This is a genomic window from Aquimarina sp. MMG015 (assembly GCF_018100855.1).
Classification (GTDB): Bacteria; Bacteroidota; Bacteroidia; order Flavobacteriales; family Flavobacteriaceae; genus Aquimarina; species Aquimarina latercula.
The window spans coordinates 135206-161729 of record NZ_JAGJEB010000006.1 but is presented as its reverse complement, the minus strand read 5'-3'; the positions used below and the strand labels follow the sequence as shown (position 1 = coordinate 161729).

The window sequence follows — 26524 nt, the reverse complement described above, 5'->3', positions numbered from 1 at the left end:
CCAACTAGAAATCAGACTTTTAGATGAAATAACACGGATTTTCGTTCAACTACAAAGGTTTTGTTAATTTTTACAACAAAACACTGATTATCAAGTTATTATATTTAAAAAATTATAAAAATACTGATGAAAGGCGTTTTAAAATCGATCAAAAACACAAAAAACTCCCAAGTTCTTATCTGTTTTCATATTATTTTACATTTTGATTATCTCACGTATTAATCAAACAAACCTAAAACAACACAACAATTAGCTTAAATTTTAAGTAATAAATTAGGGTTTGGGCAATTTTGCAAAAAATACCGCAATTCTTTTTTATTAGATACTCCTGGATAATCGCCTACATTACCCTGCATATCCTTAATAATCTGAAAATGTAAGTGAGGGGCATAATCACCATTCACAGATGCATCCCCTAACTTAGCTACCACATCTCCTGCATAAAAGTGTTGTCCTATCTTTATATCTTCAATTGATTTTTCGCTTAAATGTCCATATAATGTATAAAAGATCACTTTTTCTATCTTATGCTCTAGAACTATAGTAGGCCCGTAATCGCCAAAGTTTTTGTTATTTTTAAAACTATGAATTTTTCCTTCTAATGGAGCTAAAACATCAGTCCCTGCATCACACCAAACATCCAATCCGAGATGTATATTACGTTCGGTTTCTGGGTCTTGTTGGTTAAAATGTTTACTTCTTCTATAAATACCTCTGGTTTCATTATAACCACCAAAAGCTACCTCAGCCGCATTCTTGATCAAATATCTATTTATATAACCTTCAAAAGCCTTAGAAGAAGATACATCAATACGCTCTAAATCTTTATTATATATTGACAGATCTATAGAAACATAATTCTCTTTTAAAAAATCAGGATCAACAATAGGTATAAAACTACGGGATAAGCTCTCTATAAACTGAGAAAATGAATCATTCATCATAAAGTACTTTTTGAAATATTATTAGGTGTTTTCGAAACCCAATTCTTAGGCAACTGTTTTAGTAACGATTTTCTAAATTTATGATAATCAACAGTAATCGTATGTCTAGGTGTATTAATCTGTTTGTAGTGTGGATGTGTTATTTCTCGTTGACATAATTTTTTGATAGTAGAAGGCATTTTCCAGTCTCCCGTAAGGTAATTTGCCAGTATTTTACTTTGTAATTCTGATCCCGGCCAAATACATCCTAAAGGCTGGAATAATCCAATAAAAAAAAGGTTATGAAATTCTTCGTGAAACATCTTAAGGTATAGTGGAACTGGTCCATCACTATAATCGATAAATGAAGAATCAAAAAATGAATGTTTTAATACATAGCCCGTGCATGCTATAATTACATCATAATCTTCTTTTGTTCCATCTTTAAACCATACTATTTTACCATGCAGTCTTTCTATGTCAACTTTTGGATGCACTTTTCCATGTCTTACTTTATACAAAAGTTCATCATTAATCGTTGGATGTGTTTCACCAAACTTAGTTTTCACTTCTGGCAAACCGTATAATTTATTCTTCCCTAGCATAAGGCGTAACAACCTATCATTAAACCAACCTCTAATTTTTACCGGAAGCCATGCAGATCTTGCCCCAACAATGTCTGAGGGTAATCCAAAAAAGAATTTGGGTATTATTCGATAACCTCTACGCCAACTAATTGCTGTTTTTTTACTTACCCTACTTGTCTCGACAGCTACATCACAAGCAGAATTACCCCCACCAATTACTAAAACTTTTTTATTTGCAAATGGTGCTGCCTTTTTATACTCATGAGAGTGTATAAATTCTCCAGAAAAATGACCAGGATATCTAGGAACTCTAGGGACGGAATGATGTCCATTACAAACTACTAAATCTGTAAACATTTCTTTTCTTTCATCTCCATTTTGCAGTATGGTAATTTCCCATTTACTGTCACTTATACGGTTACAATGCTTTACAGTAGCTCCAAACTCTATATAAGGATAGAGCTCAAAATGTTTAGCATACGCTTGAAAATACCTTTTTAATTCGTCATGAGAGGGGTAATCCGCCACCGAACTATCAAAATCATCAAAAGTAAAATCTTCATACTGAGAAAGCGTTTTGGAACTAATTATATGGGTAGTTTCGAATACACTAGAATGACTAATATCTTCCGAAAAAATCCAGTTACCTCCTACTTCCTGATTACGATCATAAACAACAACTGCTAGATCTTTGTCTTTCAAATTTTTTAGAGCGGTAATACCACTTGGTCCAGCCCCTATAATACATATTCTTGATTTCATAAACTATAACTCTGTTATCCAAAGCAGCTTGTAAAATAAAGAATGTATATAAGTTTAAAAAGTAATTTATGATTTAGATTAACAACAGAAGCAGTTTAAACAGAATATATCTTATCTATTCTTCTTTTAATTATTGTAATCTGTACTATAAATAATATGGCAAGAAATATAATTCCATATGCTGTAGTAGTATGAAGCCTAAAATCGGAAAAAGGATTCTTAAAATCAACTAGACTAAATAATGAAAGATCGAATTTACGCAAAGCCCAAGTACCTTCGGATAAAAAGGGTAAAGAAATTAAAATTCCAATTACTATTAAACCAATAACAACCCATGCTTTTCTTGAAATCAAAGGTTGATAAGCTAGCGGTTGATCTGCCGAAGTATTTTCTACACTACGCATCACATTTTGTAAAAAATCTACTGAAGGGTTTTCTACACCTACTTCTTTTACTAATTTCTTTATGTCATTAAATTGCTCTTCCATTGCTAGTATTAATTTCTGGTGAAATGTGATACTTAAGTATCGAATATAGTTTTTTTCTACTTCTGTATAGTTTTATTTTTATATTATTTTCTGTAATTCCTACAATATCTTTAATTTCTTTTACACTCTTCTCTTCAAAATAATATAAGGTTATAATAACAGCTTCTTCTTCAGGAAGCTTAAGAATACTATCAGAAATAATCTGTTTCCGTTCTTTATCCTGTAAATAACTTAATGCGTCATTTACATTGGTCACTTCTCCTTCACTTATCTCCTCAATTAATTCTGTAGCAACGAATCGTTTTTTAGTTTTTATTGCGTCTAAGCTTTTTCTATATGCAATAGTATACAACCAAGTAGAAAACTTAGCTTCTCCTCTATAATTAGATAAAGATTTATACGCTTTAATAAAAGTATCCTGTGCAATCTCTTCTGCTTCTTCTTTATTTCTAACCATTCGATATATTACAGTATACACCAAATTTTGATAACGCTCTACTAATGTCGAAAAAGCGTTTACATCTCCTTCTAACACTTGTTTAATATAATATTGATCTGATTGATGGTTCATTTATACATTAGACGATATCTTTTTATAACTGGTTACACTCCTTACGTAAAAAGATACAAAATAATTTTTCATCTTTTCTGTAACCGAACTTTACATATCAACGTCATAGATAAAAAACGAACAGTTAAATTTTTTAAATCTAAAAATTATGAGTTTTATCGAAGTACTAATACCATTATCTATATTCGGATGTATTTTTGGTATTTTTTATTTATTTATTACCGCCCGCAATAAAGAGCGTATGTCTCTTATTGATAAAGGAGCCGATGCTTCTATTTTTTACAGCAGTAAAACTAAAAGAGTAACTCCCATTTGGAAAGTTTTCATTCTTAATTTTTCATTATTATTAATGGGGATTGGTTTAGGTATTTTTATAGCAGGAATACTGCACTATAGCTTAGGTGTAGATGGAGAAGTAGCATACCCAGGAACTATCTTTTTAATGGCTGGGGCAGGATTATTTACTGGTTTTAAAATGACTAGCAATTTAGACAAATAAACTTTTAAATAGTTTATAAAATATAAAGACCTATCATTTCTGATAGGTCTTTCCCCCAAATTCTACTTATTCTATAAAAATAAATAATTAATTTTAATTTTCTAGTTGAATGCCACAGTCTCAGTAAATTCTAGATCAACATCAAACTTCTCTACAACTACTGATTGCCCTCTATCATTTTCTAAAATATATTTACCGGTAGCCAACTGCGTAAGATCTACAACTTCTGTTGTTTTTGATAAAACGTGAATTTTACCAATCATCTCGAACAATTTAATCTTATCTCCTTCTAAGAAGTCTACCACTGTAATAACATCTCCATTCCTTGTTATTCCTAAAGGATTTAATTCTGACTTTAAATAGTATTCTTCTAACTCTTCCTCTACAGTTACATCACTTGAAGACATCGACTCGCTATCATACTCCACGATATATTCAGCACCAAGTTCTTTCTCGATTACTATATCATTTTCACTTTTTTCGATTACAACAGACTTACCTTCACTATTTTCCAATAAATATTTACCTGATGGTAATTGACTAAGATCAATCTGTCCTCTTGTTTTAGATAAAATATGATCTCCGGTTTCAACTTCAAACATTTTTATCTTATCTCCTTCTTTAAAATCGACAACTACTATAACAAATCCTTCTCTTGCTATTTGCAGATCATCATCCTCAAATCTAGCATTTAGATTTGTTAGGAAGAATAAACTGAAAATAAAAATTAAAGCCCTCATTGTCTGGATATGTTTATTGTAATGTTATTACGTGATTACCATACAATAATATTGTTAAATTATCGTTTCCCGAAAAAAAACACCAACTTTTAGATCAAACGTTTTTGATTTTCGACAAATGACACAAAAAGGTGCGTTTATTTAATTTTAAAATTACAAATAATTGATTATCAAGTATTTATTTTTTGTAAGGTTTCAAAAAAAACGACAAAAAGCACATTATTTAGACGAAAAAACCAGATTTTAATATTCGTACTATTATAATTCTCTTAAAAAAACATTAACAATTAGCTTTAAATGTGAATAAATTAACATTTATTCAAACAATTTTCATGTCAAAATTAGCTTGATTTTTGATTTACAATCACTTAACATAAAACTCTGGATTTGATAACTTCTCGACAATAACTTTTCGCCCATCTTTATCTACTAGAAGGTATTTACCTGCAGGAAGCTGAGTAAGGTCGAAGATTCCTCTTTTTGTTTTATAGGTAATAATCCTACCTGTTCTTAACTCAAACAATTTTACTTTGTCCCCATCTTTAAAATTGACTACAGTGATGATGTTGCCATTACGTTTGACGATGAGGCTTTCGTCATTCCCATTATTTCCAAACAAAACTGTAGCAGATATTAAAGAAAAAATTAGTAATAATTTTTTCATAAGCCACTGAAATTAAATTAATTATGATCTGTATTTTCCCACTTTAAATTTACTATAAAATCAGAATAGACAAAAGAACCTTAAAACTTTTTAGTTTAAATTTCAATATGGTCGACTAAATACATAATTAAACGATTTTAGAAACAAAAATGTAGTACTCCGTTTACAAGAAGAAATCCTTTTACAAGTAAAACACAACAACAAAAAAAGCTCTACTAAACTGATTAGCAGAGCTTTTAAACAATTAACACATTATTATAAAATTATTGTAGTATGATATCGCTATACTTGGCGTTTATAGTTATAACCCTATCAGTATTTCTGGTTTGATTGAATCCATTGACGAATACATTTCCAAAATTTCTTCTTGCATTTACCTCCATGGTTTTCGGTAATGAGATTCTACTTTGCATTCCACTATAGGCTATATTAAATGCTACTTCTGGTAATTTCAATTTAAAATCACTATTCTCAACCGCTAAATCTAATGTCGAGAATGACTCTAAAAGATTTGCTACAGTAATTGCTCCAAAACTTCCGGATATAGCAGCATTATCTTCTAGTTCTTGAATAAAAATATTGCTAGAATCTGCATTTACCCTAAGGTTTTTAGCGTTTTGAATCCTGCAATTCTTCACGTAATTAACTGCTAATCTACCATTATTCCATTGTTTAATATTTACCGGAGAATACGATGTTCTAATAAATGTCCGATCTCCATCGATAACATTAGCTTGTAGGCTTGTATGGGATAAAGAAGCAATTATATTCGTAGTTTTTTCTGCTAATTGTACATCTCCATGTCTAATATTTAATTTAAGTAATGCTGCTTTCGGCATTTTTACTTTTACAATTCTATGAATAGTTCCTGAGTTATTCATTCTAGAACTATATCTATATACGGTAACGTTAGAACCATTTGTTTGAGTAATTTCTAGATCACCAGAGAATTGTGATGCCCAAGCTTGCATTCTTCGAGCAAACTCTTCTCCTGCCCAATTCTGAGAACTCAATTCAGAATTTGGTTGGATTTGTTTTACATTCTTACTTAGTTCTTTTGTCCAACTCTTTACAACATTCTCATAATTATCACCAAACTTTTCTTTTATCTGGTCTCCCCATTGTTGAATATATTTTTCTTCATTTTCTTTAAACTTATTCGTATCAAAATTCATACTAGCCAGGTTTTCGGAAAGAGCACTTGGCATCGGATTATTCTCTATGTTCTTTAAAATAGGCTTTAGCATATTAGAAATAACTGGCTCCAATCGTCTAAGTTCTGGTGAGTTGATATTTTGCGTATTGGAAACAGCTGCTTTTCCTGACCAAAAATTACCCGTAATAGAATTTATAGTAATCTCTTTACTATTGCCTAAAGCTTCTATTTTCCAATTTTGTAATAGCCGCTCTTTATTTTCTTCTGTAATATTATCCCCCTCTATGTACGCTTCTATCTCAACGGAATTTTTATTCCAAGTTTCGAACACAACTTCGGTATGGCTAGTATTTAGATGAATTGCAACATCTTTATTTACTACAAACTTTTCACTTAACTTGTCTTGTCTATTCTGAGCAAATACTCCAGAGAAACATACTAGACTAAGCGTTACAAGATTAAGCTTGTATATCAATGTAATTTTCATTCTCAATTTTTTCTAATTCTTTTAGTTTGTCTTTTAGTCTCTTTAAGAGCGATAGTCTAAGTGTTAGATTTTCTATCATTGCTTCCGCACTTTGCTCATTAGGTCCTATCTCTATTAATTCTTTATTAAGATCTTGATATTCTCTATTTAAATTCTCTAACCTCTTCATAAAACTTTCTACTAGCTCCCTATTAGAATCATCCACATTAATTTGAGATAACTGAAACTTTATTCCTGTTAGCAAATAATTTTCCGTTTTTTCATATTCAGGAAACATTTCGGCTAATGAAGATGTCTGCTTACTCAAAACCACTGTAGCATTTTTCACATCTGGAGTATTGGTATCAACAATTTTAGTATTACTACCATTATTATTTCCAAACTCATTAAAAGCGAACATAGATATTGATAAGATTACCACAACACTGGCTGCAATTCTTAACCAACCATAGTTAAATTTCCTGGCTTTTTTAGGAAGTTCCTCCTCTAATCTTGCCATAAAACGATTCTGATGTCCTTCTGACAAACGTTCTGAAGGAATTCTGTTGTCTTGTTTTAATAACTCTCTAATATCCTGTCCCATCTCTCAAATGTTTTAATTGATCCTGAAGTTGTTTCTTTCCTCTATGTACTAAAGTCCTTGAAGCAACTGGAGTAATATCTAATATTTCACTGATCTCCTTATGATCATATCCTTCTATTAAAAATAGCATTACAGCATATTTATATTTCTCAGGCAATCTTTCTATTGCTCCCTTTACTTCGTCAACCGTTGTAGAATCAGCAACAGACCAATCATCCTGCTCTTCTACGGTAGACATCACCTGCTCATTAATAGCAACCATATTCATCTTCTTCGCTTTGAGCATATCAATGCTCTTATTAATCACTATACGTTTTAGCCACGCACCAAAAGTCACATCACCGGTAAACTGATGAAGTTTTAAAAAGGCTTTAATAAAAGATTCTTGCATGGCTTCTTCAGCCTCAAAAGGATCTTTTAGAAATCGTAATGCTACATAATACATACCATCACAGTATTTATTATAAAGCTTCATCTGTGCTTTACGATCATTAGCCCTACATTGTTCTATTAGCTCGCTCTGTAACAAACTTTTCTAAATTTTGGTTAGTGATTACTCTCTTAAAACTGTTCTAATTACTATTCTCTTCTAAAGACGACAGGGAATATCAATTTGTTGCAAAATTAAAGATAAAAAAAACAAAAAAACAAAACACACTGAATATCAATTTGTTAAAAAAAATCACGAAACGAAGTAAGCTTTTTATAAAAGATAAGACTATTGAAATACACTAATTCTGTTAATCACAAATTATCAAAGAAATGCTTACTCCAATTAACAATACTAAAACAGATACTAAAGAGTTTAAAAATGTTATCAATCTTATGAAGGATAATGTTGATAGTACGAAAGATATAATCAATCAAATAGACAATTTCTTAGAAACTAAATTATTGCCAAAATCAGTACTTGACTTATTAGTTACTCAACGAAACACATATGCAGTAAATGTGATGAATTCTATGAGAATCATGAAGAAAATATAGCGGTTAATATTTAGCAGCAATTTCTTTAAACTGCTTACTCATATTCCATTTTATAATTGTAGCTGCAGTCAAAACACCACTCCCCATAGCTCCACCTACTCCAACTAATGTAATATCTTGCCCAGTTAAATACAAACCTTTAATACGAGTCCTAGGTCTCAAGACTCTAGTTTGATATCGCTCCGGTCCATGAGTGATCCCATAAATTTCTCCTTGACTGTAATTACTAAATTTTCTCGTAGAAACAGGAGTAGAAACTTCTGCATGGATTATTTGCCCATCCAATTGTGGGTAGAGTTCTTTAAGCAATGCTAATCCTTTAAGCTTAAATTTCTCTTTAATTTTATCGTATTCTTCGCCTCTATTGAGCCAAGGCTTATCTTCGTATTTACTGAAATCCGAATACCAAGCCCTACCTATTAATTGAATTGTTGATTGATCAGGGTGCTCAGAAGGCCATAAACTATCTTTCGCAGAAGGAAAAGATATATAGGCAAAAGACAAAGTATCTTTTTCTAGATTATTTCTATCATTTAAAATACTATCTGTATCCTTATCATCATACCACCAAATATTATATTTTGGTAGTTTAAGATCCTTATCGCTTTTATTTAAACCAACATACAAGCACAAATGAGAGGTAGATGGATTAATCTTTTCAAAATTCAAATACTTTTTATTGTTCAAAGAATTGTTTAATAAACGTAAAAAAGTATTACGAGCTCCTGCATTACTTATTACTTTCTTACATACATATTCTTGTCCATTAATCATCACTCCACGCACTGCTCTTCCTTTAGTAAGAATTTTTTCAACTTTTGCTTTGATATATACCTGAACCCCTAAAGATTCTAAATTATCAATTATGGTCTCGTGGATACGATTAGCTCCTCCTCTGGGATAATACCCTCCTTCCATAAAATGATTAATCACTATACAATGGGAAGCAAAACTACTTTCTTTAGGTGATAGTCCATAATTTCCACATTGGGCACATAACGCTGCAATAAGCTCCTGATTATCTGTAATACTACTTAAAACCTCGTATGTAGTTTTTTTAGAAATAGAACTCTGTATTCTTCTAAATAAAGGGCCTAAAACTACACTTAGAAATGTTGGAAAAGCTTTCTGAGCAAAATATAAAAGGTTTTTCTTAATTGATTTCTGAAGTAATTCTAAATATTTATCTATTGCAATAGTATCATTAGGAAAGTATTCATGAAATTTCTGTCTAAAGTTTTCCTTTCCGCTAACAAATTCAAACTTACGATCACCTATGTACGCTACATCGTATGGATCTCCCATCGAATCCCATTCCAACTTATTATCAGATAGATAATTAAAAATCCTACGTAATCCCGAATCTTCTTCCATGTTCCCCACGTAATGAACTCCTACATCCCAAATCAATCCTTTTCGTCTCTTAAAAGTGTGTGTAAATCCACCTGGAGTATAATGTTGCTCTAAGATTACTACTTTTTTCCCAGCTTTAGCTAAAAAAACCGCAGTGGTTAAGCCGCCAATTCCAGAACCAATAATAACATAAGTATCATCGGTAAATTTAATATCTGAAGTAAATTTTTTAAAGGATTTTTCGACCATATGTCACTAGTAAGAGCCCAAAAGTACATAAATATCTGTATTTTCACATGTAAAATGGATTATCTTTAAAAACAAAAAAGCAACTAATGTCTAAGCTCTTAAAAAGATTATTAATCATAATTATCGGAATTGTAATTATAGGAATTGCAGGAATATCAATTCTTAAATCGAAGACCAAAGCGCATAGTCCAGAACAGACAGTGACACATGCAAGTAAAGAAACAAACTTTACTGTTTTTTATAATAGACCTATTAAAAACGGTAGGAAAATTTTTGGAGAATTAGTTCCTTTTGATAAAGTATGGAGAACTGGTGCCAATGAGGCCACAACTTTTACGACTGATAAGTCAATTCTCGTGGATGGCACGGAACTAAAAGCCGGAACCTATACGCTATGGACAATCCCCGGAAAAGACTCTTGGAAGGTTATTTTTAATAAAGGTCAATATAATTGGGGGGTTAATTTTACAGACGGTACTCCATCTAGAAACCCTGAATATGATATACTAACTATAGAAGTTCCTGTACAACATTTATTGAATGTTGTAGAACAATTTTCTATTTACTTTCAGGAGGCTAATAATTTTACTATTATGTTCTTAGCTTGGGATCAAACGGCTATTGCGATCCCTATAACTTCTAAATAATAATTTTACTTTGTATTCTATACAAGAATAGTAATGTATACTAAAATGAATTTATAAATTTGCTCTAAAGTAGTTTCTGAATAAAATTATATGAAAGATCAATCTTCTAAAATCCCCTCTAACACCAATAAGAATGTTATTGATCGTTTTAAAAAATTACAGCAAAAGGAAGTATCTATTCCTAATATATTTGAAGGAATTGTTTCACAAAACACAGCAGCTTTAAGCAAAGGAATTACATTAGTAGAAAGTACTCAACAAAAACACAGTCAAAAAACCCAACAACTTATTGAAAAATGTCTTCCTTATGCTAATAACTCTATAAGAATAGGAGTTACAGGAGTTCCTGGAGTAGGAAAAAGTACATTTATCGAAGCTTTAGGAAATCTTCTTATAAAAAAAGGAAAAAGAGTAGCCGTTTTAGCGGTAGATCCTAGTAGCACTATTTCTGGCGGGAGCATCTTAGGAGACAAAACCAGAATGGAATCACTTGTGAGATCAACTGGTGCTTTTATTAGACCTTCTCCTTCCGGAAGTTCTTTAGGAGGAGTTGCCCAAAAAACACGTGAGTCAATTATTTTATGTGAAGCTGCAGGCTATGATATAATAATCATTGAAACTGTTGGAGTTGGGCAAAGCGAAACTGCTGTGCATAGTATGGTAGATTTTTTCCTTTTATTAAAATTAGCCGGAGCGGGAGATGAACTTCAGGGAATTAAACGAGGTATTATCGAAATGGCGGATGCAATTGTTATTAATAAAGCAGATGGCGACAATCTAAAACGTGCTAGGGAGGCTAAAAACCAATTTAAAAAAGCTTTGCACCTTTACCCTATCGCTGAAAGTAGTTGGTCTCCAGAAGTATTGACTTGTAGTGCTCTTAAAAATACTGGCATTGAAGAGATCTGGGAATTAATTTTAAGGTATTTAGATATTTCAACAAAAAATGGGTATTTCGAACAAAACAGAATTCGACAAAATAAATTTTGGTTATTACAAACTATTGAAGAAGAGTTAAAAAGCTCATTCTATAACCATCCAGAAATCAAAAAATCTTTATCTGATCAAATTAAGGCTGTACAACAACATAAAATCACTCCCTTTGCGGCAGCAACATCTCTATTAAATCAACATAAAAAATCGAAATAACGGCACTATCTGTTTACTTGGAGCCTATAATATAATCAGTTAAACATCAAAGTTTACTTCATCTCTCACTTGTTCTTTTGTAACAGCTTCCGGAACTTTAATATTAGAAGTGTTCTCATCGTGATCTTGCATAACACCAGCAAGACGCTCACTAATTTTGACTAAATATATGGTATCATTAGTTTTTACCTCAACAGCCTCAATAGTATGATTTTGATGATTTTTAAAAGAAATAATATCACTGTCTGAATAGCCATCTGGAAATTTACCTACTAAAAGATTTAAAATATCTTTATTCAGTTTCTTGTAGTTAACAATTACTCTTTTCATAATGCGCAGGATTAGTCGGTTACTTTACTAATAAATAGTAAATCAAAGAATGTTATTTTGTGTTACATTTTTTAATACAATCCATTTTGAAGCTCAATTTTGATGGATGCTCCAAATAATTTTCTTCTAGTGCTTATGACACAGTATTTATTACTACAATTTAAAATAAAAAATCATAAAACCGTGATAATTAACCTTCAAAAAAAGTAAGTGTTTCCCTGAAATTAATTTTAGGAATATTGTAAAGCATGATACTCCTCAATAATATTATATTTTTAGCGTTAACAGTAGTCAGATCTATGATACGAGTACTATTAAAAAAAAAATGGATTAAGTATCCATTAATCTCATTAGGAGGATTTATTTTCATCTTCATTATTTTCTATGGAAGCATTTATTTTGGTTTCTGGGGAAACATTCCGAACAAAGATGAATTGAGCTCATTAAAACAAGTAGAAGCAACACAAGTTCTAGACAAAGATGGACGTCTTATTGGAAAATATTATATCTATGACAGACAACCCATAACCTATGATGATCTCCCAGATCATTTAATAGATGCATTAGTCGCCACAGAAGATATTCGTTTCTACCAACATAATGGCGTTGATAATGTTAGTTTACTTAGAGTCTTTTTTAAAACTATCTTATTAAGTGATAAATCCTCTGGAGGAGGAAGTACAATTACATTACAATTAGTCAAAAATATTTTTGGAAGAAAAGACTATGGGGTTTTTAGCATTGTAGTAAATAAATTAAAAGAATCTATTGTTGCTAAACGAATTGAAGATTTATACTCTAAAGAAGATATTTTAACCCAGTATTTTAATACTGTTCCTTTTCCTGATAACACATATGGAATTGAGAGTGCTTCGCAGAAATTTTTCAATAAATCAACCAAAGAACTTACATTATCAGAAGCAACTACATTAATTGGTAGTTTAAAGGCTAACCATAGCTATAACCCTAGACTCTTCCCAGAAAGAAGTCAATTAAGACGCGATGTTGTTTTACGCCAAATGGTAAAATACGGACACATTACTCAAAATGTGGCAGACCAAGTGATGAATAAAAATATCGTATTGGATTATCAATACTTTAATCATGATCTGGGATTGGCACCTTATTTTAGAGAAGAAGTAAAGAAAGAACTTATTCAGATCTTAAAAAAGCACAAAAAAACAGATAGTACCTTATATGATATCTATAAAGATGGGTTGATAATACATACAACCTTAGATTACGAAATGCAATCATTAGCCGAAAAAGTAATGAAAGATCATATGCGAAACTTACAAAACGTATATGAAAAAGAATATGGTTTAAAGGCTCCTTGGAAAGGAAACACAAAACTTCTAGACAATACAATTAAACGACTTCCTATTTACAAGAAATACCTTGAACAAGGTCTTAGTGAAAACCAGATCAAGGATTCATTATCTGTAAAACAAGAAATGGAACTTTTCGAATGGGGAGGTAATATTACCAAAAAAGTATCTACCAAAGATAGTGTCCAGCATTATCTAAAATTTCTGAATGCAGGAATGATAGCAATTGACCCTACAGATGGTGCCGTTAGAGCATATTTAGGAGGTATTGACTATAGATACTTTAAATATGATCACGTATCACAAAGTAAAAGACAAGTAGGTTCCACGTTCAAACCTTTTGTATATACTGCAGCCATTGAAAATGGAATGAAACCTTGTACTTATTTCCCATTAAAAGAAGTTACTTATACTAATTTAGAAGATTGGACACCAAAAAATTCTTCTACAGAACAAGATCCTTATTTAAACTACAACCTAGAAACTGCTTTAAGTAACTCGGTAAATACAATAGCTGTAAAAGTTATGGACGAAGTTGGAGTTACAAATGTGCTTGATCAAATAAAAAAAATGGGAATCGATGAAGAGCTACCGGAACAACCGTCCATTGCACTAGGAACAGCTGGAATCAAAATTAAAGAATTAGCTGGTGCTTATGCTAGTTACGTTAATAAATCTAAAGGTGTTCAACCTTTTTATATCACAAAAATACAAGATAGAAATGGCAATCTAATTGCATCTTTTGAAAAAGAAAAAACAGAAACTGCCTATAGCGATTATACCCGACAGGTAATGCTAGAAATGATGAAATCTACTGTAGATAATGGTACAGCAACCAGATTACGAAAAACCTATGGCTTAAAAAATGATATAGCAGGAAAGACGGGTACAACTCAAGATAACAAAGACGGTTGGTTTGTAGGGATTACACCAAAACTTGTCACGGTAACCTGGGTGGGGAATGATAATTATAATATTGGATTTAAAACCACCAAACAGGGACAAGGCGCTAATTCTGCATTACCAATCTTCGGAGAACTTTATCAAAAAATGAACGAGAACCCCGTTTTCGATCTTATAACCAAAAGTAGTTTCGAAAAAACTTCTAATAATGTGCTTGAAGATTTAGAATGTAAACCGGAAAAAAGAGATAATTTTTTAAAGAGGCTTTTTAGTAAAAAGAAAAAAAGAAAGAAATTTAAAAAGAATTAAAACCTAACTTAATGAATTCACACAATTATATTTTCTGCTTTTTGGCAGTAATCATGATTATGAAAATTTCTGCTCAGGAATGCAACGATACCGTACATACGGGTGAAGGTACATTTTATGATGGTGTAGCAGGAGGTACTTTTGGTAATTGTTCTTTGCCTGTAGGAGTTGGAGATTATATGCATTGTGCACTAAATAATTTTGATTACGATGGCAGCAATGGTTGTGGAGCCTGTATCGAAGTGACTGGAGCAAAAGGAAGTGTTATTCTAAATGTAGTTGATCGTTGTCCTGAGTGCGCTTCTGGTGATGTCGATATGACAATGGAGGCTTTTGAAATGATTGCCGAGGTTATTGACGGTAGAGTCCCAATATCATGGAAGTTTGTACCCTGTGAAACTATACTTACTAATGAAACTATTAAAATTAATTTTAAAGAAGGTTCCAGTGAATTCTGGACAGCCATCCAATTTAGAAACATTAATCATGCAATTTCTAAAATGGAATATCAATTACCAGATAATACTTGGAAAAACACAAATAGAGAACTATTTAACTTTTTTATAGAAACTTCTGGAATTCCATCTCCGATGAATCTAAGAGTAACTTCAATTTTAGGAGAAGAACTGATTTTCGAAAATATTGCATTAAATCTAAACGAAGATTTTGATACAGGACTTCAATTTTCTACTCCAGAAGAATGTAATCAAGAACTTTCTATACCAGAAGTTGATATTACAGAAGCAACGATATTGTATCCGAACCCAACATCAGATATAATACATATCACAAAAAATACTAAAAAATGGAAACTGGTAAATAATGCGGGTAAAATATTAGATCAAGGTTCTCGTAAAGAAATAGATATATCATCTTACAGTAATGGTATCTATTATCTAATATTAGAAAAGAAAAAAGTTATAAAATTAGTAAAACACTAACATTAGACTTAATTATAGATCTATCTTACATATTTTTTGACTAAAAACATAAGTAATTTATAGGCGCCTACACCTAAAAGAATTCCGATAGCCATACCCGTTATAATATCTCCTGGGTAATGAACTCCAACATAAATTCTGCTATAACTAACTACAGTAGCCCAAACCACCATAAAAGGAAATATATATTTCAACTTTTTTTGCAAAGCCAATCCAGTGAAAAAGGCTAATGCCATAGAACTAGCAGCATGAGCAGAAAAATACCCATGACGACCACATCTCTCAGCTATAAATCTGGTAAATTCCTCTACCCCTTCTGCCCGACAAGGTCTTGGCCTCATAAACAAAACATTTTTAAACAAATTAGATAACTGATCAGATGCTGTTATTAAAGCAGCTACTATAACAAGTGTTATAATCGTACCTTTAATTCCATAGTACTTATAAAAAAAGTATAACAGAAGTACATACAAGGGAATTTGATATAATTTTTCTGTCATAAACAACCAAAAACCATCCCAGAAAGGAGTTCCTAAATTGTTAAGAAAAACAAACAGATCTTTATCTAATTGTATAAGTTCTTCCATAATGACAAGTAATTTATATTTCTTTTTTAATTAAAACATTAATTAATCTTCATAACGTTCAATCTCTCGATCATAAAAATCATTCGCAGCCTGAAATAGATTCTCAGCCTCACTTTCTAATTCTTTTTCATCGCTTTTATCAAATTCTTCTAACCACTCCACCTCATCATTCTCTAAATTAATAATAAACCGAGGAAATTCTGTATGCACTACAAAGATGGCATTTGGATAATCTGTATTATCACCTAATAAGAATTTTGGAAAACTCATATATAAAATATTATGTTAAGCAAAGCTACGAAGTTTAATCCCAAAGTAACAAAAACAAGAAGAGGTAAATTTATTTTAAAATTTACCTCTTCTTGTTTGTTATGTCTTTATTAGGATTTATTCTATAATAATTTGAACTCTAGCGTTAGAACCCAATTCTGAATTATCTATACCTTCTCCTTCTTTAGGTTCTGTATTACTAACACCCACATATTCAATCAGGGTTTCGTCAATTCCATTTTCTATCAAGTAATCTTTAACAAATCCAGCTCTAGCAGATGAAAGAATTTCATTTTCAAATTCAATTTCAGAATCATTCGCATGACCAACTATTTTAATACTATCAAACTTAAAGACTTTAAGATATTGAAGATAAGAATCAAGTGCTGTTTTAATCTCTTCATAAACTTCACTTTCTCCGATTAGGTATTCTATATCAGAAAAGTCAAGTGCCATATCACAGATATTATCCACTGCTACACCTTGCACATCTTGCATTTCTCTAAGCTCTACATCATCTATATAATAATATGCATCGTTAAATGGTCCACCTTTTAATGATTTTCCATTAGGTGTATCCGAAAAATACCCTAAAGAGATATATTTTTCAGTTCCCTTAGCTTTATAAACTCCGCAAACTTTCGTCCATTCTTTTGTATCACAAATCATCTCTGAAGATTCTATGTGCAGTTTATAAGTTGATGTTTCTGTAATCCTAGGAACCCTAGCTGTAAAATAAGAACCTATTGATGAAGTACACGAATTACTAACTCTTCCTTCTCCAAGTGACACATACATATGAAAATAATAATACTTCCCCGCTTTTAAAGGGCTAACCAATTTCGTAACAATGGATTCTTTCGTATTGTTACCCGTTACATATAATCCTACTTTAGACTCACCTGTTCTAGGAGCCTGAGGACCAAATTGCTTTAGAAATCCAGGTGCTTTATGGTCAAACTTTACTTCGCTTACAGCTGGATGGTGTGCATCAGGTGTATTTGTTAAAGATTTCCAATGTGAAATGACACCAAAGTTTCGCATCTCATGCTTTAATTTTCTAACAGCTGCATTCGTTTCTTCAAAACTTGGATTAGGAATTAAATTTTGCGCATTAATAGTGTTACTAAAACTAACACTAAAAATCGCAAAAAGTAAAAGGTAAAGGTTAGATTTTGGGCTATTCATCTCTTTTCTTTTCAGGTTTAGATATATTCGAAATATAGTTAAATATTTCTTAATATGAAATATACTTTGACAAGTAACAAAAACTAGTCCAAAAAAAGAAACGATCTAAAACTATCTATATTGTAAAAGTCAAAAAAGATTACGCATTACCTTTTTTTAACATTAGATCTTTACTTAAATAATTGAATCTAAAATAAAGTAATATTGCCGATGTTGTTAACCCTGCCAATAGTCCTATCCAAATACCTGAACTTTTATATTCAGTATATAAACCTAGATAATAACTAACAGGAAAACCAACAACCCAGTACGCAAAAAATGTAATAGCAGTAGGTATTTTAACATCTTGTAATCCTCGTAGCGCACCAAGAACTACCACTTGTATTCCATCGGATATCTGAAACAATGCAGCAATGATCAAAAGTTTCGCAGCGATTCCAATTACTTCTGTATTATCCGCTAAATTTTCTGTGTCGTTAACATCTAAATAAATCTCGGGAAGAACATTATTAAAAATAACAAAACATAATGCAAATACAATTTCAATAAAAAAAGTTAATAAGAATATCGAAAAAGCAATTCTTCTGAGTTCTTTATATTTTTTCAATCCTTTTTGATTCCCTACTCTAACCATCGCAGCAACACTCAATCCCATAGCTACCATAAAAGTCATTGCCGACAAATTCAATGCTATCTGGTTGGCTGCTTGCGGATTTTTACCTAAAATACCCGAGATCCAAATAGCCGACGTAAAAATAGCAACTTCAAAAAACATCTGTAATGCAGAAGGAAAACCTAATGTAACTATTTTTTTCAACATGTTTTTTTGGAGAGAAAAGAATTTAATATTAGACACATACGCTTTTGATCTCTCTTTATATTTCAGAAAAAACCATAAAAAGATTACCATAACAAATCTAGAAACTAATGTTCCTACTGCTGCTCCTACTATCCCCATCTGAGGGAAACCGAACTTCCCAAAAATTAGCAAATAATTCAACACCACATTAACAATATTCGCAATTAATGTTGCATACATTGGATATTTGGTCATTGACAATCCATCGGAGAACTGTTTAAAAGCTTGAAAAATAATTAAAGGAATTAATGAGACTGCAACTAAGTCCAAATATGGTATCGCCAACTCAACCACTTCTGTTGGTTGTCTCATAAAGTACATAAGTGGTTTCGCTAATAATATCCCTAAAAATAAAACTATACCTAAGGTTGTACACAAAAATAATCCGTGCTTAAATGCTGATTTACCTTTGCTAAAATTATCTTCTCCATCTGCTTCTGCTACCAGAGGTGTTATTGCAGTAGAAAAACCAATACCTAGAGACATCGCAATGAACATAAAACTATTTCCTAGAGATACTGCAGCTAATTCCGCAGTACCTAATTGCCCCACCATAATGTTATCAATTAATCCCACAAAAGTATGTCCCAACATACCCAACATTACTGGGGCTGCCAACTTCAGATTATAACTAAACTCTTTTGTGTATTGATAAAGCATCTGTACATATTGAACCTACAAATATAGGGAGATTAGTAACAGAATTACTTCTTGTTTTAAAACAACTTTACTAAAAAAAGGTGCTTACAAATAAGCACCTTCTTTTATAGATATAAAACGATCATATTAATTCTTCATAAACTTGGTAGTCGCTTTAGCACCAGTATTAGAAGTTAAACTAACAAAGTACATCCCAGATGATAAATTCCAAGTTGGTATCGAAATCCTATCTGTAGCAACGTCAGATACTGTAATAGATTTTATGATATTTCCGGTTATTCCAGAGATCACAACAGTCGAATTTTGAATCTTTGTTAAATCTCCAGAAATGTAGATTACATTTTTTGCAGGATTAGGAAATAACTGTAGTCCTAACACATCAAAATCAGTTACAGATAATGACCTTGAAGGCTCCGTACCCCAAACTAATACCCCATCAGCATAAATAGGAACTTTTTCTGATTCGATAAGTGTATTACTTAAATTTTCATAAGAATAATCATTAGTAGGATCCCAAGAACTATCAGAAGCGTCATTAGGCACTGAAACTCTTACTTGAATTTCTTTTCGATGTTCTCCTTGCCCACCTGGAAAAGGCATATTTTCATTATCAATAGCTACCTCAACAAAATATATATTGTCATCTGCATTCCACACTTGTAAACCTCCTGTAGCTTGACCATTTCCTCGACTAGTAATTTCATAATCACTAGGTGTATATCCTGCATTAATTCCTTCGGTAATATCAATAAAATAACGTGCTGTTAAACTTCCCGGAATTCTTGCAGGCCAAGCTGACCTATTATTTAGCCAAATTGCCAATTCTGTAAATCTTCCTGACTCACTATTGATTTTCGTTTCATTAAGAAATTCAGTATTCGCTTGCTCTTCTTGCGGAAAATTATCCAATGCAGTACCTCCAAATTCCATTACCATTCTAGCTAAAACTCCTTGATAACAGGCATTATAGTCACAAGCAACTTCATTAGCTTGAAAATCTGATCTATTCTCTACAAAAACATCATCAGGGTTTCCTGGTCCTCCCATTAATGCGCCCCAAAGTGTATGTCTTGATTCTTCTGGAATACTTTCACTTCTTATCCAACTAGAATGTTGTCCTCTATGGTGTGGTTTTGTAGGAGGGTTTACTCCATAACCAGTAACTAAACTACGATTATTAGGGTTATCTCCTAAAGCATAATTAACTTGATCAACAGCAAAATCGTGATATTCTTGCTTATTTGGAGTATCTACAGTATCACTAAATATTAAAGCTGTTAATGCTGCATTCATAGAATGACGTAAAGATCCCCATTGTGTAAGATGCGCCTGACCTCCAGGAGAGTATGTTATACCATTCTCATTGTCTATCCAAAACTGCAAATGTCTTTCTGTATTATCAATATATTGTTGCTTTCCTGTAAGCTGCGCTAATAAAACCATATTTCCATATCGCTTATCATCCCATACAAAACTCCATAGATAATCTGGTTCTCCATAAGCGGCTTCAGCTTTTTGAAGATACGTATTATCTCCTGTTGCTTTGTACAACCATAAAGCACCCCAACTTAATTCATCTTCATACCCTCCAGAAGAATAAGTCCCAACAGCTGGAATTCCACCTTCTTCAGTATATTTTCCTTTATACGTTTCTCCAAATTCATATAGATCTTTAGCATGTTGTAATAAAGTAGCGCTATATGTAGGGTCACTGTCTTTAAATATAATACTAGCAGAAGCTAAAGCAGCAGCTGTTTCACAAACTACTTCTGTTCCTGGGTGATCCACGTCTAATTTATAAGATTCTCTTTGACCATATTGCGGATGTACATCTATCATCTCGGCAGGCATCCAAAAATTATGATCTTGTCCCTTTTTAGAAACTTGAGCATAAAATTCAAATTTAGAAGGGTGACATTTTATAAAATAATCTGTTACCCATTTTATGTTTCTCTTGTAATGTTCTGTTTGATTCACAGCATCATAACCATCTTTATATTCTAAAAACCCCCAATTTAATGCAGTTACGGAAAATGCCATTGGGAAACCAAACTTTATATGATCTCCAGCATCAAACCATCCACCAGTTAGATCTAATCCAACATCTTGCCCATCATTTACACCGGCGTTACTACGCCAGCTAATTCTATTCCAATCTGGAAGAACCCCTGATTGTTGTGATTCATAAAACAATATTGATTTTTGTAAAGCTTCACCATAATTGTGTTGTGCGACGACCTGTGTCCCTTGTAATCCTAAAAAGATTAACAATAAGTTTCGTAAGTTTTTTTTCATGTCTAAATGATTTGTGTATTATTTTAATTTATGTGAGGTTAAAGGTTTTCATAACTCTTTTTTCAGGTTACATATTGCTGTTTTTTTTCATTGTTAAGAGAGTGATAAGATATTTTTATGCTATTTGAAAAAAATTCTTACAAAGACCTTTTTCTTGTTATTCTAAAATTAAGAAGAGAAACTATCCTTTTTTAAGGGATAGTTTCTCTATACAGAGTTTGTGCAAATAATACTGGTAGTTAACTAGTATTTACTCTTATAGTTTTACCTGCTTTACTGCTTAACTATTTTCTTAGAAACAATTAATTTATTTGATTTACCAGCTTCCAAAACATTGATTATATAATAACCCGATGACAGATTGGCTACATCGATAGAATTTTGACCAGCTTCTAAAACAGTTTCCTTCATCAACACTCCATTAACATTGAATACTTTAACTATTTGACCTTCTATATTAGAAGAAAAATTAATGGTATTTACCACTGGATTAGGATACAATAGCACATCCTTCGATGTATTTTCATCACTTCGATTTGTAGTATAAGTGATAATCAATTGAGGTTTTGAGACTGATATATTTTCTTTTGAAGCAAATGCAAAATCATTTCCCGAAAGAGCATCGATAACAAATGAAATTTTATTACCAGAAATTTGTGTTGTTTTTAAAGGAATTGTTTTTGTGCTACCGATTGGAAGATTCGTATTTAATGATCCTAATTGTGCTCCTTTTCCTGGCTTATTGGAATTGGATAAATTAGTTTCTGTCCAATTATTACTATTTCCTTTACTAACAGCAATATTCCCATTTCCAGCATCTGAATATACAGTAAACTCAAGATCAGCTTTTGTTATAGTTCCGTTGATTGATGATAAATCAAACATCAAATACCCTGAACGTCGATTATGCTCAATTCGAATCATATCAAGATTGTGTCTAGTTGATCCTTGCAAATAAGCATCTTGTATTGGAATTAAAGTAACTGTTTGCTCTACTTGCTGGATCTTTGTTGCGATAACTTTGTCAATGTTATATAAATATCCAGAACCTCCTTTAAAAGATAATCTCAATGTTTTTTCTCCTGAAGTTAAAGAAACAGTAGTGGAATATTTCTTGTAATTATGCCATTGTCCTGTTACCGGAATATTTATCGTACCAACAATAAATCCTGTTTCTAAAATATCTACTTTTCCTCCAGTTCCATTACTAGAAGCATAAATATCAAATATATACTCACCACTAGAATCGACATTTATCGTGTAATCGGTGTAGTTATCATTTTTTATAAATCCAAGGTTTTTGCCAGAAGTTCCTGGTGTATTTTCTACACGAACATTACCTGATTTTCTTGTAAAATCCTCGACTTCGAATGTTCCTGGAATTGATCTTATTGGGTTTTCATCTTTTAAAACCACAGGGTATAGCGTTCCTCCTTTTGGAGATTCACTCGCTGATAACGCCGGAAAATTTGTTGCAGGATTCGAAGGTTTTACTTCTCGAGGTCCTTTGTACAATAAATTAGGATCTGACCATGGTTTAATATTATTATGATTTTCTTCAAGGCAATTATTCCTATATATAAAGTTTGGTTTTTTTGAATTTTGATGTTGGATGGACCAAGGTCCCATAATTGCATAGTAGTTGGGTTCATTTCTATTGTTATAAGCCGCATTTGGTGTATCAGCTTTAGAGTTAGGCATATCTCTAGGTAATGTAATTCTGTTATTTTCTATTAGGTTATTTCCATTATCACCACTATGGAAACTTACTTCTTGCCTAAAATCATTATCATACACCACATTATATTCAACGTTACTTCCTTGTAAAGATATATGTCGTAAACGGGTAACCTTACATCCTGTAATAAGATTATAAGCTCCTTGTATAAAAAAATATCCTTGCGCACCACCTGCTTTTTTATGAGCTCCATCTACCATTAAATCTCTCAATGTTACATGGTTAGAAGGAACCCTTACTGGATCTCTTGCAGAATTAATAATATTTACTTTATCTAACCAACAGTCAGGAGAATCATTAAACTTAACAGATATATTATCATTACCTCTTAATTCATCGTTAGCACTTAAACTATAATTCCAGTCGTATTTTGGTTTTCCCCAACTCCCTTCGATTGTTAGAGTATATATTCCACTTTTACTAACCTTATAAAAACTAAAGGCATTACTACTATTCATCCTAATGATACATTTAACACCTTCTCTACTCTCTCCTATCAAAGAGACATTTGATTTCATGGAAACTCGTTTATTGATATTGTAGGTTCCATTTTTCAAAAACACTGCTACCAATCCGTTTTGTTTAGATGCATCCTCAATTGCCCTATTAATTGCATCACTATCCGCGCCATTAGTTAGAGTTTTTACAATTTTAATGTCTTTTAAAAAAGGGATACCACCTCTAACACCGGCTTTTTCCCATTCTTTCATTTGTTGATAACGGTTATCAAATTTTTCCGAATCAAAAGTAACTCCTGGATCTCCTACTCTCAATTGGGCTTCTAATTGAGTGGTTATAAAAATCAATAGAAACAGCATACTTCCTATAGTTTTCTGCGTAGAATATTTATATTTTTTTGAAAATAAATTTTTCATTTTTTTTTGAGTTTTCTTCTAAAATTAAAGAAGAGAAACTATCCCTTTTTCAGGGGATAGTTTCTACATACTGAGTTTGTGTAAATAATACTAGTAGTTAGCTAGTATTTCTTGTTATAATTGATTCTTATTGTTTAACTATTTTCTTAGAAACAATTAATTTATTTGACTTACCCGCTTCTAAAACATTGATAATATAATATCCAGATGACAAGCTAGTTACATCAATAGAATTTTGACCAGCTTCTAAAGTAGTTTCTTTCATCAATACTCCATTAACATTAAACACTTTAACTATTTGGCCTTCCATGTCAGAAGAAAAGTTAATTGTGTTTACCACTGGATTAGGATATAATTTTATAATATTCGAGTTATTCTCATCACTTCGACTTGTAGTATAAGTAACCACCAATTGAGGTTTGGAGACTGATGAATTGTCTTTCGAAGCGAATGCAAAATCATTTCCCGAAAGAGCATCGATAACAAATGAAATTTTATTACCGGAAATTTGTGCTGTTTTTAAAGGAATTGTTTTTGTGCTACCGATTGGAAGGTTCGTATTTAATGATCCTAATTGTGTTCCTTTTCCTGGCTTATTCGAATTGGATAAATTAGTTTCTGTCCAATTATTACTATTTCCTTTACTAACAGCAATATTCCCATTTCCAGCATCCGAATATACAGTGAACTTAAGATCCGCTTTTGTTATTGTCCCATTAATTGACGATAAATCAAACATCAAATATCCCGAACGACGGTTATTCTCAATACGAACCAGCTCAGAGTTATATCTCGTTGATCCCTGTAGATATGCATCGTGAATTGGCGATAATATAATAGTTTGTTCCACTTGCTGAATCTTTGTAGCAACAACTTTGTCAATGTTATATAAATATCCAGAACCTCCTTTAAAAGATAATCTCAATGTTTTTTCTCCTGAAGTCAAAGAAATAGTAGTAGAGTATTTCTTATAACTATGCCATTGTCCAGTAACTGGAATATTTATAGAACCTACAACAGATCCAGATTCTAAGATATCTACTTTCCCTCCGACTCCCTGACTTGAGGCATATATATCGAGTGTATATTCACTTGTTGCATCTATAGTTACAGTGTAATTAGTAAAATCTCCATTTTTAATATACCCTAAATTTTTACCAGCGTTTGTTCCAGGAGTATTTTCTATACGAACACTCCCCGATTTTGATTCAAAACTTTCTGCCTGGAATGATCCTGGTATCTTAATTACATCAATTGGCGGAACCGAATCATCTTTAACAACAATATTTACAGCTTGTGATGTAGCAACAGCTCCATCATTATCAGTGGCCTTTGCTGTGATAGTGTAACTTCCTGCCGAATTAATAACCGTAGTTGTTTCATATGGAGCAACTTGCTCTGTTGCTATTAAGTTATTATTTACAAAAAACTCTACTTTAGAGATAGATCCATCACTATCGGATGCATTCGCTTTTAAAGGTATCGTTTGACCAACCTGATAATCTGCTCCATTTGTAGGTGCCGTAACATTAACTGTTGGAGGAGTATTAGGATTTGCATCATCCACTAATCTATAAGAGCGTACCCAATCATAATATGTAGTTCGATTTTCCAAAGAATCATTTATTCCATCCTGACCATTTTTTGGTGGATTCCAATCGTAGGTCTCCACTACCATACGCAAGTACATAGGAAGATTAAAATCTGCTGGTGGCTTAATTTGCCCAACAAACTGACCATCTAGATAAAATAAAATTTCACTTTTACTTTTCCACCAAACTCCATAAGTATGATAATTTTTCCAAGAAGCTTCTCCTAGTGGAGCTTTGTTTCCTTGTTGCCCAACAGGCGTATTATTACAATTTGTATTTCTACTATGCGTATTGGAATTCATATTAGTGATCATATTATCCACCCAATTAGCTCCATTAGAGTTAACACCTACCGTCTCCGTAATATCTAACTCTGTAACGCGAAGATTACATCCACTACCTTCATTTCGTTGATTAATAAGCCAAAACGTGGATGACATAAAGGTTTTATTACCTTTCATTCGCGTTTCGTAATATCCGTATGTATTTTTTGTTAAGGATCTAACCAGACCTCCGTTATGAGTCCAACCATTAAATGGGTTTGCCTTTTTAGAAGCAGAAATTTTAAGGTCTCCGTTCTCAACAGAAACTGATGATGTTTCAAATCTGGCAGGTTTTCTACCTTCCCATTGAGGACTATTTATTGCCCATTTATTAGTATTTAATGAAGAACCATTAAACTCATCAGACATGATGTCTATTTTTTCCCACTTCTTACCATTTGGAGGTGTTGGTTGTGCAAAAACACTTACTGTTATCACACATAACAATAAGAATATGATTGATTTGTTATTTTTTTCCATG

General features: G+C 32.0%; 24 protein-coding genes. 6 read left to right on the top strand and 18 right to left on the bottom strand.

Features of this window, described 5'->3' with window-relative positions; translation table 11 throughout:
- Positions 1-254 precede the first annotated feature (254 nt).
- The 4 genes from J8L88_RS12970 to J8L88_RS12955 form a co-directional block, all read right to left on the bottom strand.
- On the bottom strand, positions 255-944 hold the full coding sequence (locus tag J8L88_RS12970) for a peptidoglycan DD-metalloendopeptidase family protein (protein WP_211060936.1): 690 nt from the start codon (positions 942-944) through the stop codon (positions 255-257).
- The gene (locus J8L88_RS12965) at positions 941-2272 is read right to left on the bottom strand and encodes an NAD(P)/FAD-dependent oxidoreductase (RefSeq protein ID WP_211060935.1); all 1332 of its coding nucleotides are present in this window, start codon (positions 2270-2272) and stop codon (positions 941-943) included. Before J8L88_RS12965 ends, J8L88_RS12970 begins: the two co-directional genes overlap by 4 nt.
- 95 nt (positions 2273-2367) lie before the next feature.
- On the bottom strand, positions 2368-2760 hold the full coding sequence (locus tag J8L88_RS12960) for a hypothetical protein (RefSeq protein WP_211060934.1): 393 nt from the start codon (positions 2758-2760) through the stop codon (positions 2368-2370).
- Positions 2744-3331: an RNA polymerase sigma factor gene (locus J8L88_RS12955; protein ID WP_211060933.1), complete on the bottom strand. Its 588-nt coding sequence runs from the start codon at positions 3329-3331 to the stop codon at positions 2744-2746. Before J8L88_RS12955 ends, J8L88_RS12960 begins: the two co-directional genes overlap by 17 nt.
- Before the next feature lie 148 nt (positions 3332-3479).
- Here J8L88_RS12955 and J8L88_RS12950 point away from each other — a divergent pair, with 148 nt between their 5' ends.
- Complete coding sequence (locus tag J8L88_RS12950) at positions 3480-3830, top strand: DUF6249 domain-containing protein (RefSeq protein WP_027395492.1); 351 nt, start codon at positions 3480-3482, stop codon at positions 3828-3830.
- Between the two features lie 101 nt (positions 3831-3931).
- On the opposite strand, the gene J8L88_RS12945 is transcribed toward J8L88_RS12950, so the two are convergent.
- The 5 genes from J8L88_RS12945 to J8L88_RS12925 form a co-directional block, all read right to left on the bottom strand.
- A complete protein-coding gene (locus J8L88_RS12945) occupies positions 3932-4570 on the bottom strand; it encodes a hypothetical protein (RefSeq protein WP_211060932.1) in 639 nt (212 codons plus the stop codon).
- A 364-nt stretch (positions 4571-4934) separates the two neighbouring features.
- Positions 4935-5234, bottom strand: coding sequence for a hypothetical protein (locus tag J8L88_RS12940; RefSeq protein ID WP_027395490.1), 300 nt, complete (start codon positions 5232-5234; stop codon positions 4935-4937).
- A 263-nt stretch (positions 5235-5497) separates the two neighbouring features.
- The gene (locus J8L88_RS12935; protein ID WP_027395489.1) at positions 5498-6877 is read right to left on the bottom strand and encodes a hypothetical protein; all 1380 of its coding nucleotides are present in this window, start codon (positions 6875-6877) and stop codon (positions 5498-5500) included.
- Entirely contained in the window at positions 6849-7460 is a 612-nt protein-coding gene (locus J8L88_RS12930; RefSeq protein WP_027395488.1) for a hypothetical protein, read from the bottom strand. Before J8L88_RS12930 ends, J8L88_RS12935 begins: the two co-directional genes overlap by 29 nt.
- Entirely contained in the window at positions 7444-7989 is a 546-nt protein-coding gene (locus J8L88_RS12925) for an RNA polymerase sigma factor (RefSeq protein WP_027395487.1), read from the bottom strand. Before J8L88_RS12925 ends, J8L88_RS12930 begins: the two co-directional genes overlap by 17 nt.
- A gap of 233 nt (positions 7990-8222) precedes the next feature.
- Between J8L88_RS12925 and J8L88_RS12920 the strand changes: the two genes are divergently transcribed.
- The gene (locus tag J8L88_RS12920) at positions 8223-8447 is read left to right on the top strand and encodes a hypothetical protein (RefSeq protein WP_027395486.1); all 225 of its coding nucleotides are present in this window, start codon (positions 8223-8225) and stop codon (positions 8445-8447) included.
- 3 nt (positions 8448-8450) lie between these two features.
- On the opposite strand, the gene J8L88_RS12915 is transcribed toward J8L88_RS12920, so the two are convergent.
- Positions 8451-10049 (bottom strand): NAD(P)/FAD-dependent oxidoreductase, encoded by a 1599-nt coding sequence (locus J8L88_RS12915; RefSeq protein ID WP_211060931.1) that lies wholly within the window; start codon positions 10047-10049, stop codon positions 8451-8453.
- A gap of 86 nt (positions 10050-10135) precedes the next feature.
- Between J8L88_RS12915 and J8L88_RS12910 the strand changes: the two genes are divergently transcribed.
- Together J8L88_RS12910 and meaB are read left to right on the top strand one after the other, a co-directional pair.
- Positions 10136-10696, top strand: coding sequence for a DUF2911 domain-containing protein (locus J8L88_RS12910; protein WP_027395484.1), 561 nt, complete (start codon positions 10136-10138; stop codon positions 10694-10696).
- A gap of 90 nt (positions 10697-10786) precedes the next feature.
- Entirely contained in the window at positions 10787-11845 is a 1059-nt protein-coding gene (gene meaB, locus J8L88_RS12905; protein WP_118386843.1) for a methylmalonyl Co-A mutase-associated GTPase MeaB, read from the top strand.
- Positions 11846-11884: 39 nt separating this feature from the next.
- Here the strand turns inward: meaB and J8L88_RS12900 are convergent, their stop codons facing one another.
- A complete protein-coding gene (locus J8L88_RS12900; RefSeq protein WP_027395482.1) occupies positions 11885-12175 on the bottom strand; it encodes a hypothetical protein in 291 nt (96 codons plus the stop codon).
- Positions 12176-12474: 299 nt separating this feature from the next.
- On the opposite strand from J8L88_RS12900, the gene J8L88_RS12895 reads away from it, so the two are divergent.
- Positions 12475-14715: a transglycosylase domain-containing protein gene (locus tag J8L88_RS12895; protein ID WP_211060930.1), complete on the top strand. Its 2241-nt coding sequence runs from the start codon at positions 12475-12477 to the stop codon at positions 14713-14715.
- An 11-nt stretch (positions 14716-14726) separates the two neighbouring features.
- Positions 14727-15656 carry an expansin EXLX1 family cellulose-binding protein gene (locus J8L88_RS12890; protein WP_211060929.1) on the top strand — a complete coding sequence of 310 codons (930 nt, stop codon included), beginning with the start codon at positions 14727-14729 and terminating at the stop codon, positions 15654-15656.
- A 20-nt stretch (positions 15657-15676) separates the two neighbouring features.
- On the opposite strand, the gene J8L88_RS12885 is transcribed toward J8L88_RS12890, so the two are convergent.
- The 7 genes from J8L88_RS12885 to J8L88_RS12855 all read right to left on the bottom strand — a co-directional run bounded on the left by J8L88_RS12885 (position 15677) and on the right by J8L88_RS12855 (position 26523).
- On the bottom strand, positions 15677-16243 hold the full coding sequence (locus J8L88_RS12885) for a phosphatase PAP2 family protein (protein WP_118386846.1): 567 nt from the start codon (positions 16241-16243) through the stop codon (positions 15677-15679).
- 42 nt (positions 16244-16285) lie between these two features.
- Positions 16286-16513 (bottom strand): hypothetical protein, encoded by a 228-nt coding sequence (locus J8L88_RS12880; RefSeq protein ID WP_027395478.1) that lies wholly within the window; start codon positions 16511-16513, stop codon positions 16286-16288.
- Positions 16514-16630: 117 nt separating this feature from the next.
- Positions 16631-17701 (bottom strand): OmpA family protein, encoded by a 1071-nt coding sequence (locus tag J8L88_RS12875; protein ID WP_118386847.1) that lies wholly within the window; start codon positions 17699-17701, stop codon positions 16631-16633.
- Positions 17702-17840: 139 nt separating this feature from the next.
- Positions 17841-19220, bottom strand: a complete 1380-nt coding sequence (locus tag J8L88_RS12870; RefSeq protein WP_027395476.1) for an MATE family efflux transporter — start codon at positions 19218-19220, stop codon at positions 17841-17843.
- Between the two features lie 126 nt (positions 19221-19346).
- A complete protein-coding gene (locus J8L88_RS12865) occupies positions 19347-21515 on the bottom strand; it encodes a glycoside hydrolase family 9 protein (protein ID WP_211060928.1) in 2169 nt (722 codons plus the stop codon).
- Positions 21516-21788: 273 nt separating this feature from the next.
- Positions 21789-24128 carry a carbohydrate-binding protein gene (locus J8L88_RS12860; RefSeq protein WP_211060927.1) on the bottom strand — a complete coding sequence of 780 codons (2340 nt, stop codon included), beginning with the start codon at positions 24126-24128 and terminating at the stop codon, positions 21789-21791.
- Positions 24129-24255: 127 nt separating this feature from the next.
- Positions 24256-26523, bottom strand: coding sequence for a carbohydrate-binding protein (locus J8L88_RS12855; RefSeq protein WP_211060926.1), 2268 nt, complete (start codon positions 26521-26523; stop codon positions 24256-24258).
- Position 26524 lies beyond the last annotated feature (1 nt).

Coding starts and splice junctions, on each gene's coding strand:
- J8L88_RS12970 (WP_211060936.1), bottom strand. CDS start 944: ATGATGAATGATTCATTTTCTCAGTTTATAGAGAGCTTATCCCGTAGT.
- J8L88_RS12965 (WP_211060935.1), bottom strand. CDS start 2,272: ATGAAATCAAGAATATGTATTATAGGGGCTGGACCAAGTGGTATTACC.
- J8L88_RS12960 (WP_211060934.1), bottom strand. CDS start 2,760: ATGGAAGAGCAATTTAATGACATAAAGAAATTAGTAAAAGAAGTAGGT.
- J8L88_RS12955 (WP_211060933.1), bottom strand. CDS start 3,331: ATGAACCATCAATCAGATCAATATTATATTAAACAAGTGTTAGAAGGA.
- J8L88_RS12950 (WP_027395492.1), top strand. CDS start 3,480: ATGAGTTTTATCGAAGTACTAATACCATTATCTATATTCGGATGTATT.
- J8L88_RS12945 (WP_211060932.1), bottom strand. CDS start 4,570: ATGAGGGCTTTAATTTTTATTTTCAGTTTATTCTTCCTAACAAATCTA.
- J8L88_RS12940 (WP_027395490.1), bottom strand. CDS start 5,234: ATGAAAAAATTATTACTAATTTTTTCTTTAATATCTGCTACAGTTTTG.
- J8L88_RS12935 (WP_027395489.1), bottom strand. CDS start 6,877: ATGAAAATTACATTGATATACAAGCTTAATCTTGTAACGCTTAGTCTA.
- J8L88_RS12930 (WP_027395488.1), bottom strand. CDS start 7,460: ATGGGACAGGATATTAGAGAGTTATTAAAACAAGACAACAGAATTCCT.
- J8L88_RS12920 (WP_027395486.1), top strand. CDS start 8,223: ATGCTTACTCCAATTAACAATACTAAAACAGATACTAAAGAGTTTAAA.
- J8L88_RS12915 (WP_211060931.1), bottom strand. CDS start 10,049: ATGGTCGAAAAATCCTTTAAAAAATTTACTTCAGATATTAAATTTACC.
- J8L88_RS12910 (WP_027395484.1), top strand. CDS start 10,136: ATGTCTAAGCTCTTAAAAAGATTATTAATCATAATTATCGGAATTGTA.
- meaB (WP_118386843.1), top strand. CDS start 10,787: ATGAAAGATCAATCTTCTAAAATCCCCTCTAACACCAATAAGAATGTT.
- J8L88_RS12900 (WP_027395482.1), bottom strand. CDS start 12,175: ATGAAAAGAGTAATTGTTAACTACAAGAAACTGAATAAAGATATTTTA.
- J8L88_RS12895 (WP_211060930.1), top strand. CDS start 12,475: ATGATACGAGTACTATTAAAAAAAAAATGGATTAAGTATCCATTAATC.
- J8L88_RS12890 (WP_211060929.1), top strand. CDS start 14,727: ATGAATTCACACAATTATATTTTCTGCTTTTTGGCAGTAATCATGATT.
- J8L88_RS12885 (WP_118386846.1), bottom strand. CDS start 16,243: ATGGAAGAACTTATACAATTAGATAAAGATCTGTTTGTTTTTCTTAAC.
- J8L88_RS12880 (WP_027395478.1), bottom strand. CDS start 16,513: ATGAGTTTTCCAAAATTCTTATTAGGTGATAATACAGATTATCCAAAT.
- J8L88_RS12875 (WP_118386847.1), bottom strand. CDS start 17,701: ATGAATAGCCCAAAATCTAACCTTTACCTTTTACTTTTTGCGATTTTT.
- J8L88_RS12870 (WP_027395476.1), bottom strand. CDS start 19,220: ATGCTTTATCAATACACAAAAGAGTTTAGTTATAATCTGAAGTTGGCA.
- J8L88_RS12865 (WP_211060928.1), bottom strand. CDS start 21,515: ATGAAAAAAAACTTACGAAACTTATTGTTAATCTTTTTAGGATTACAA.
- J8L88_RS12860 (WP_211060927.1), bottom strand. CDS start 24,128: ATGAAAAATTTATTTTCAAAAAAATATAAATATTCTACGCAGAAAACT.
- J8L88_RS12855 (WP_211060926.1), bottom strand. CDS start 26,523: ATGGAAAAAAATAACAAATCAATCATATTCTTATTGTTATGTGTGATA.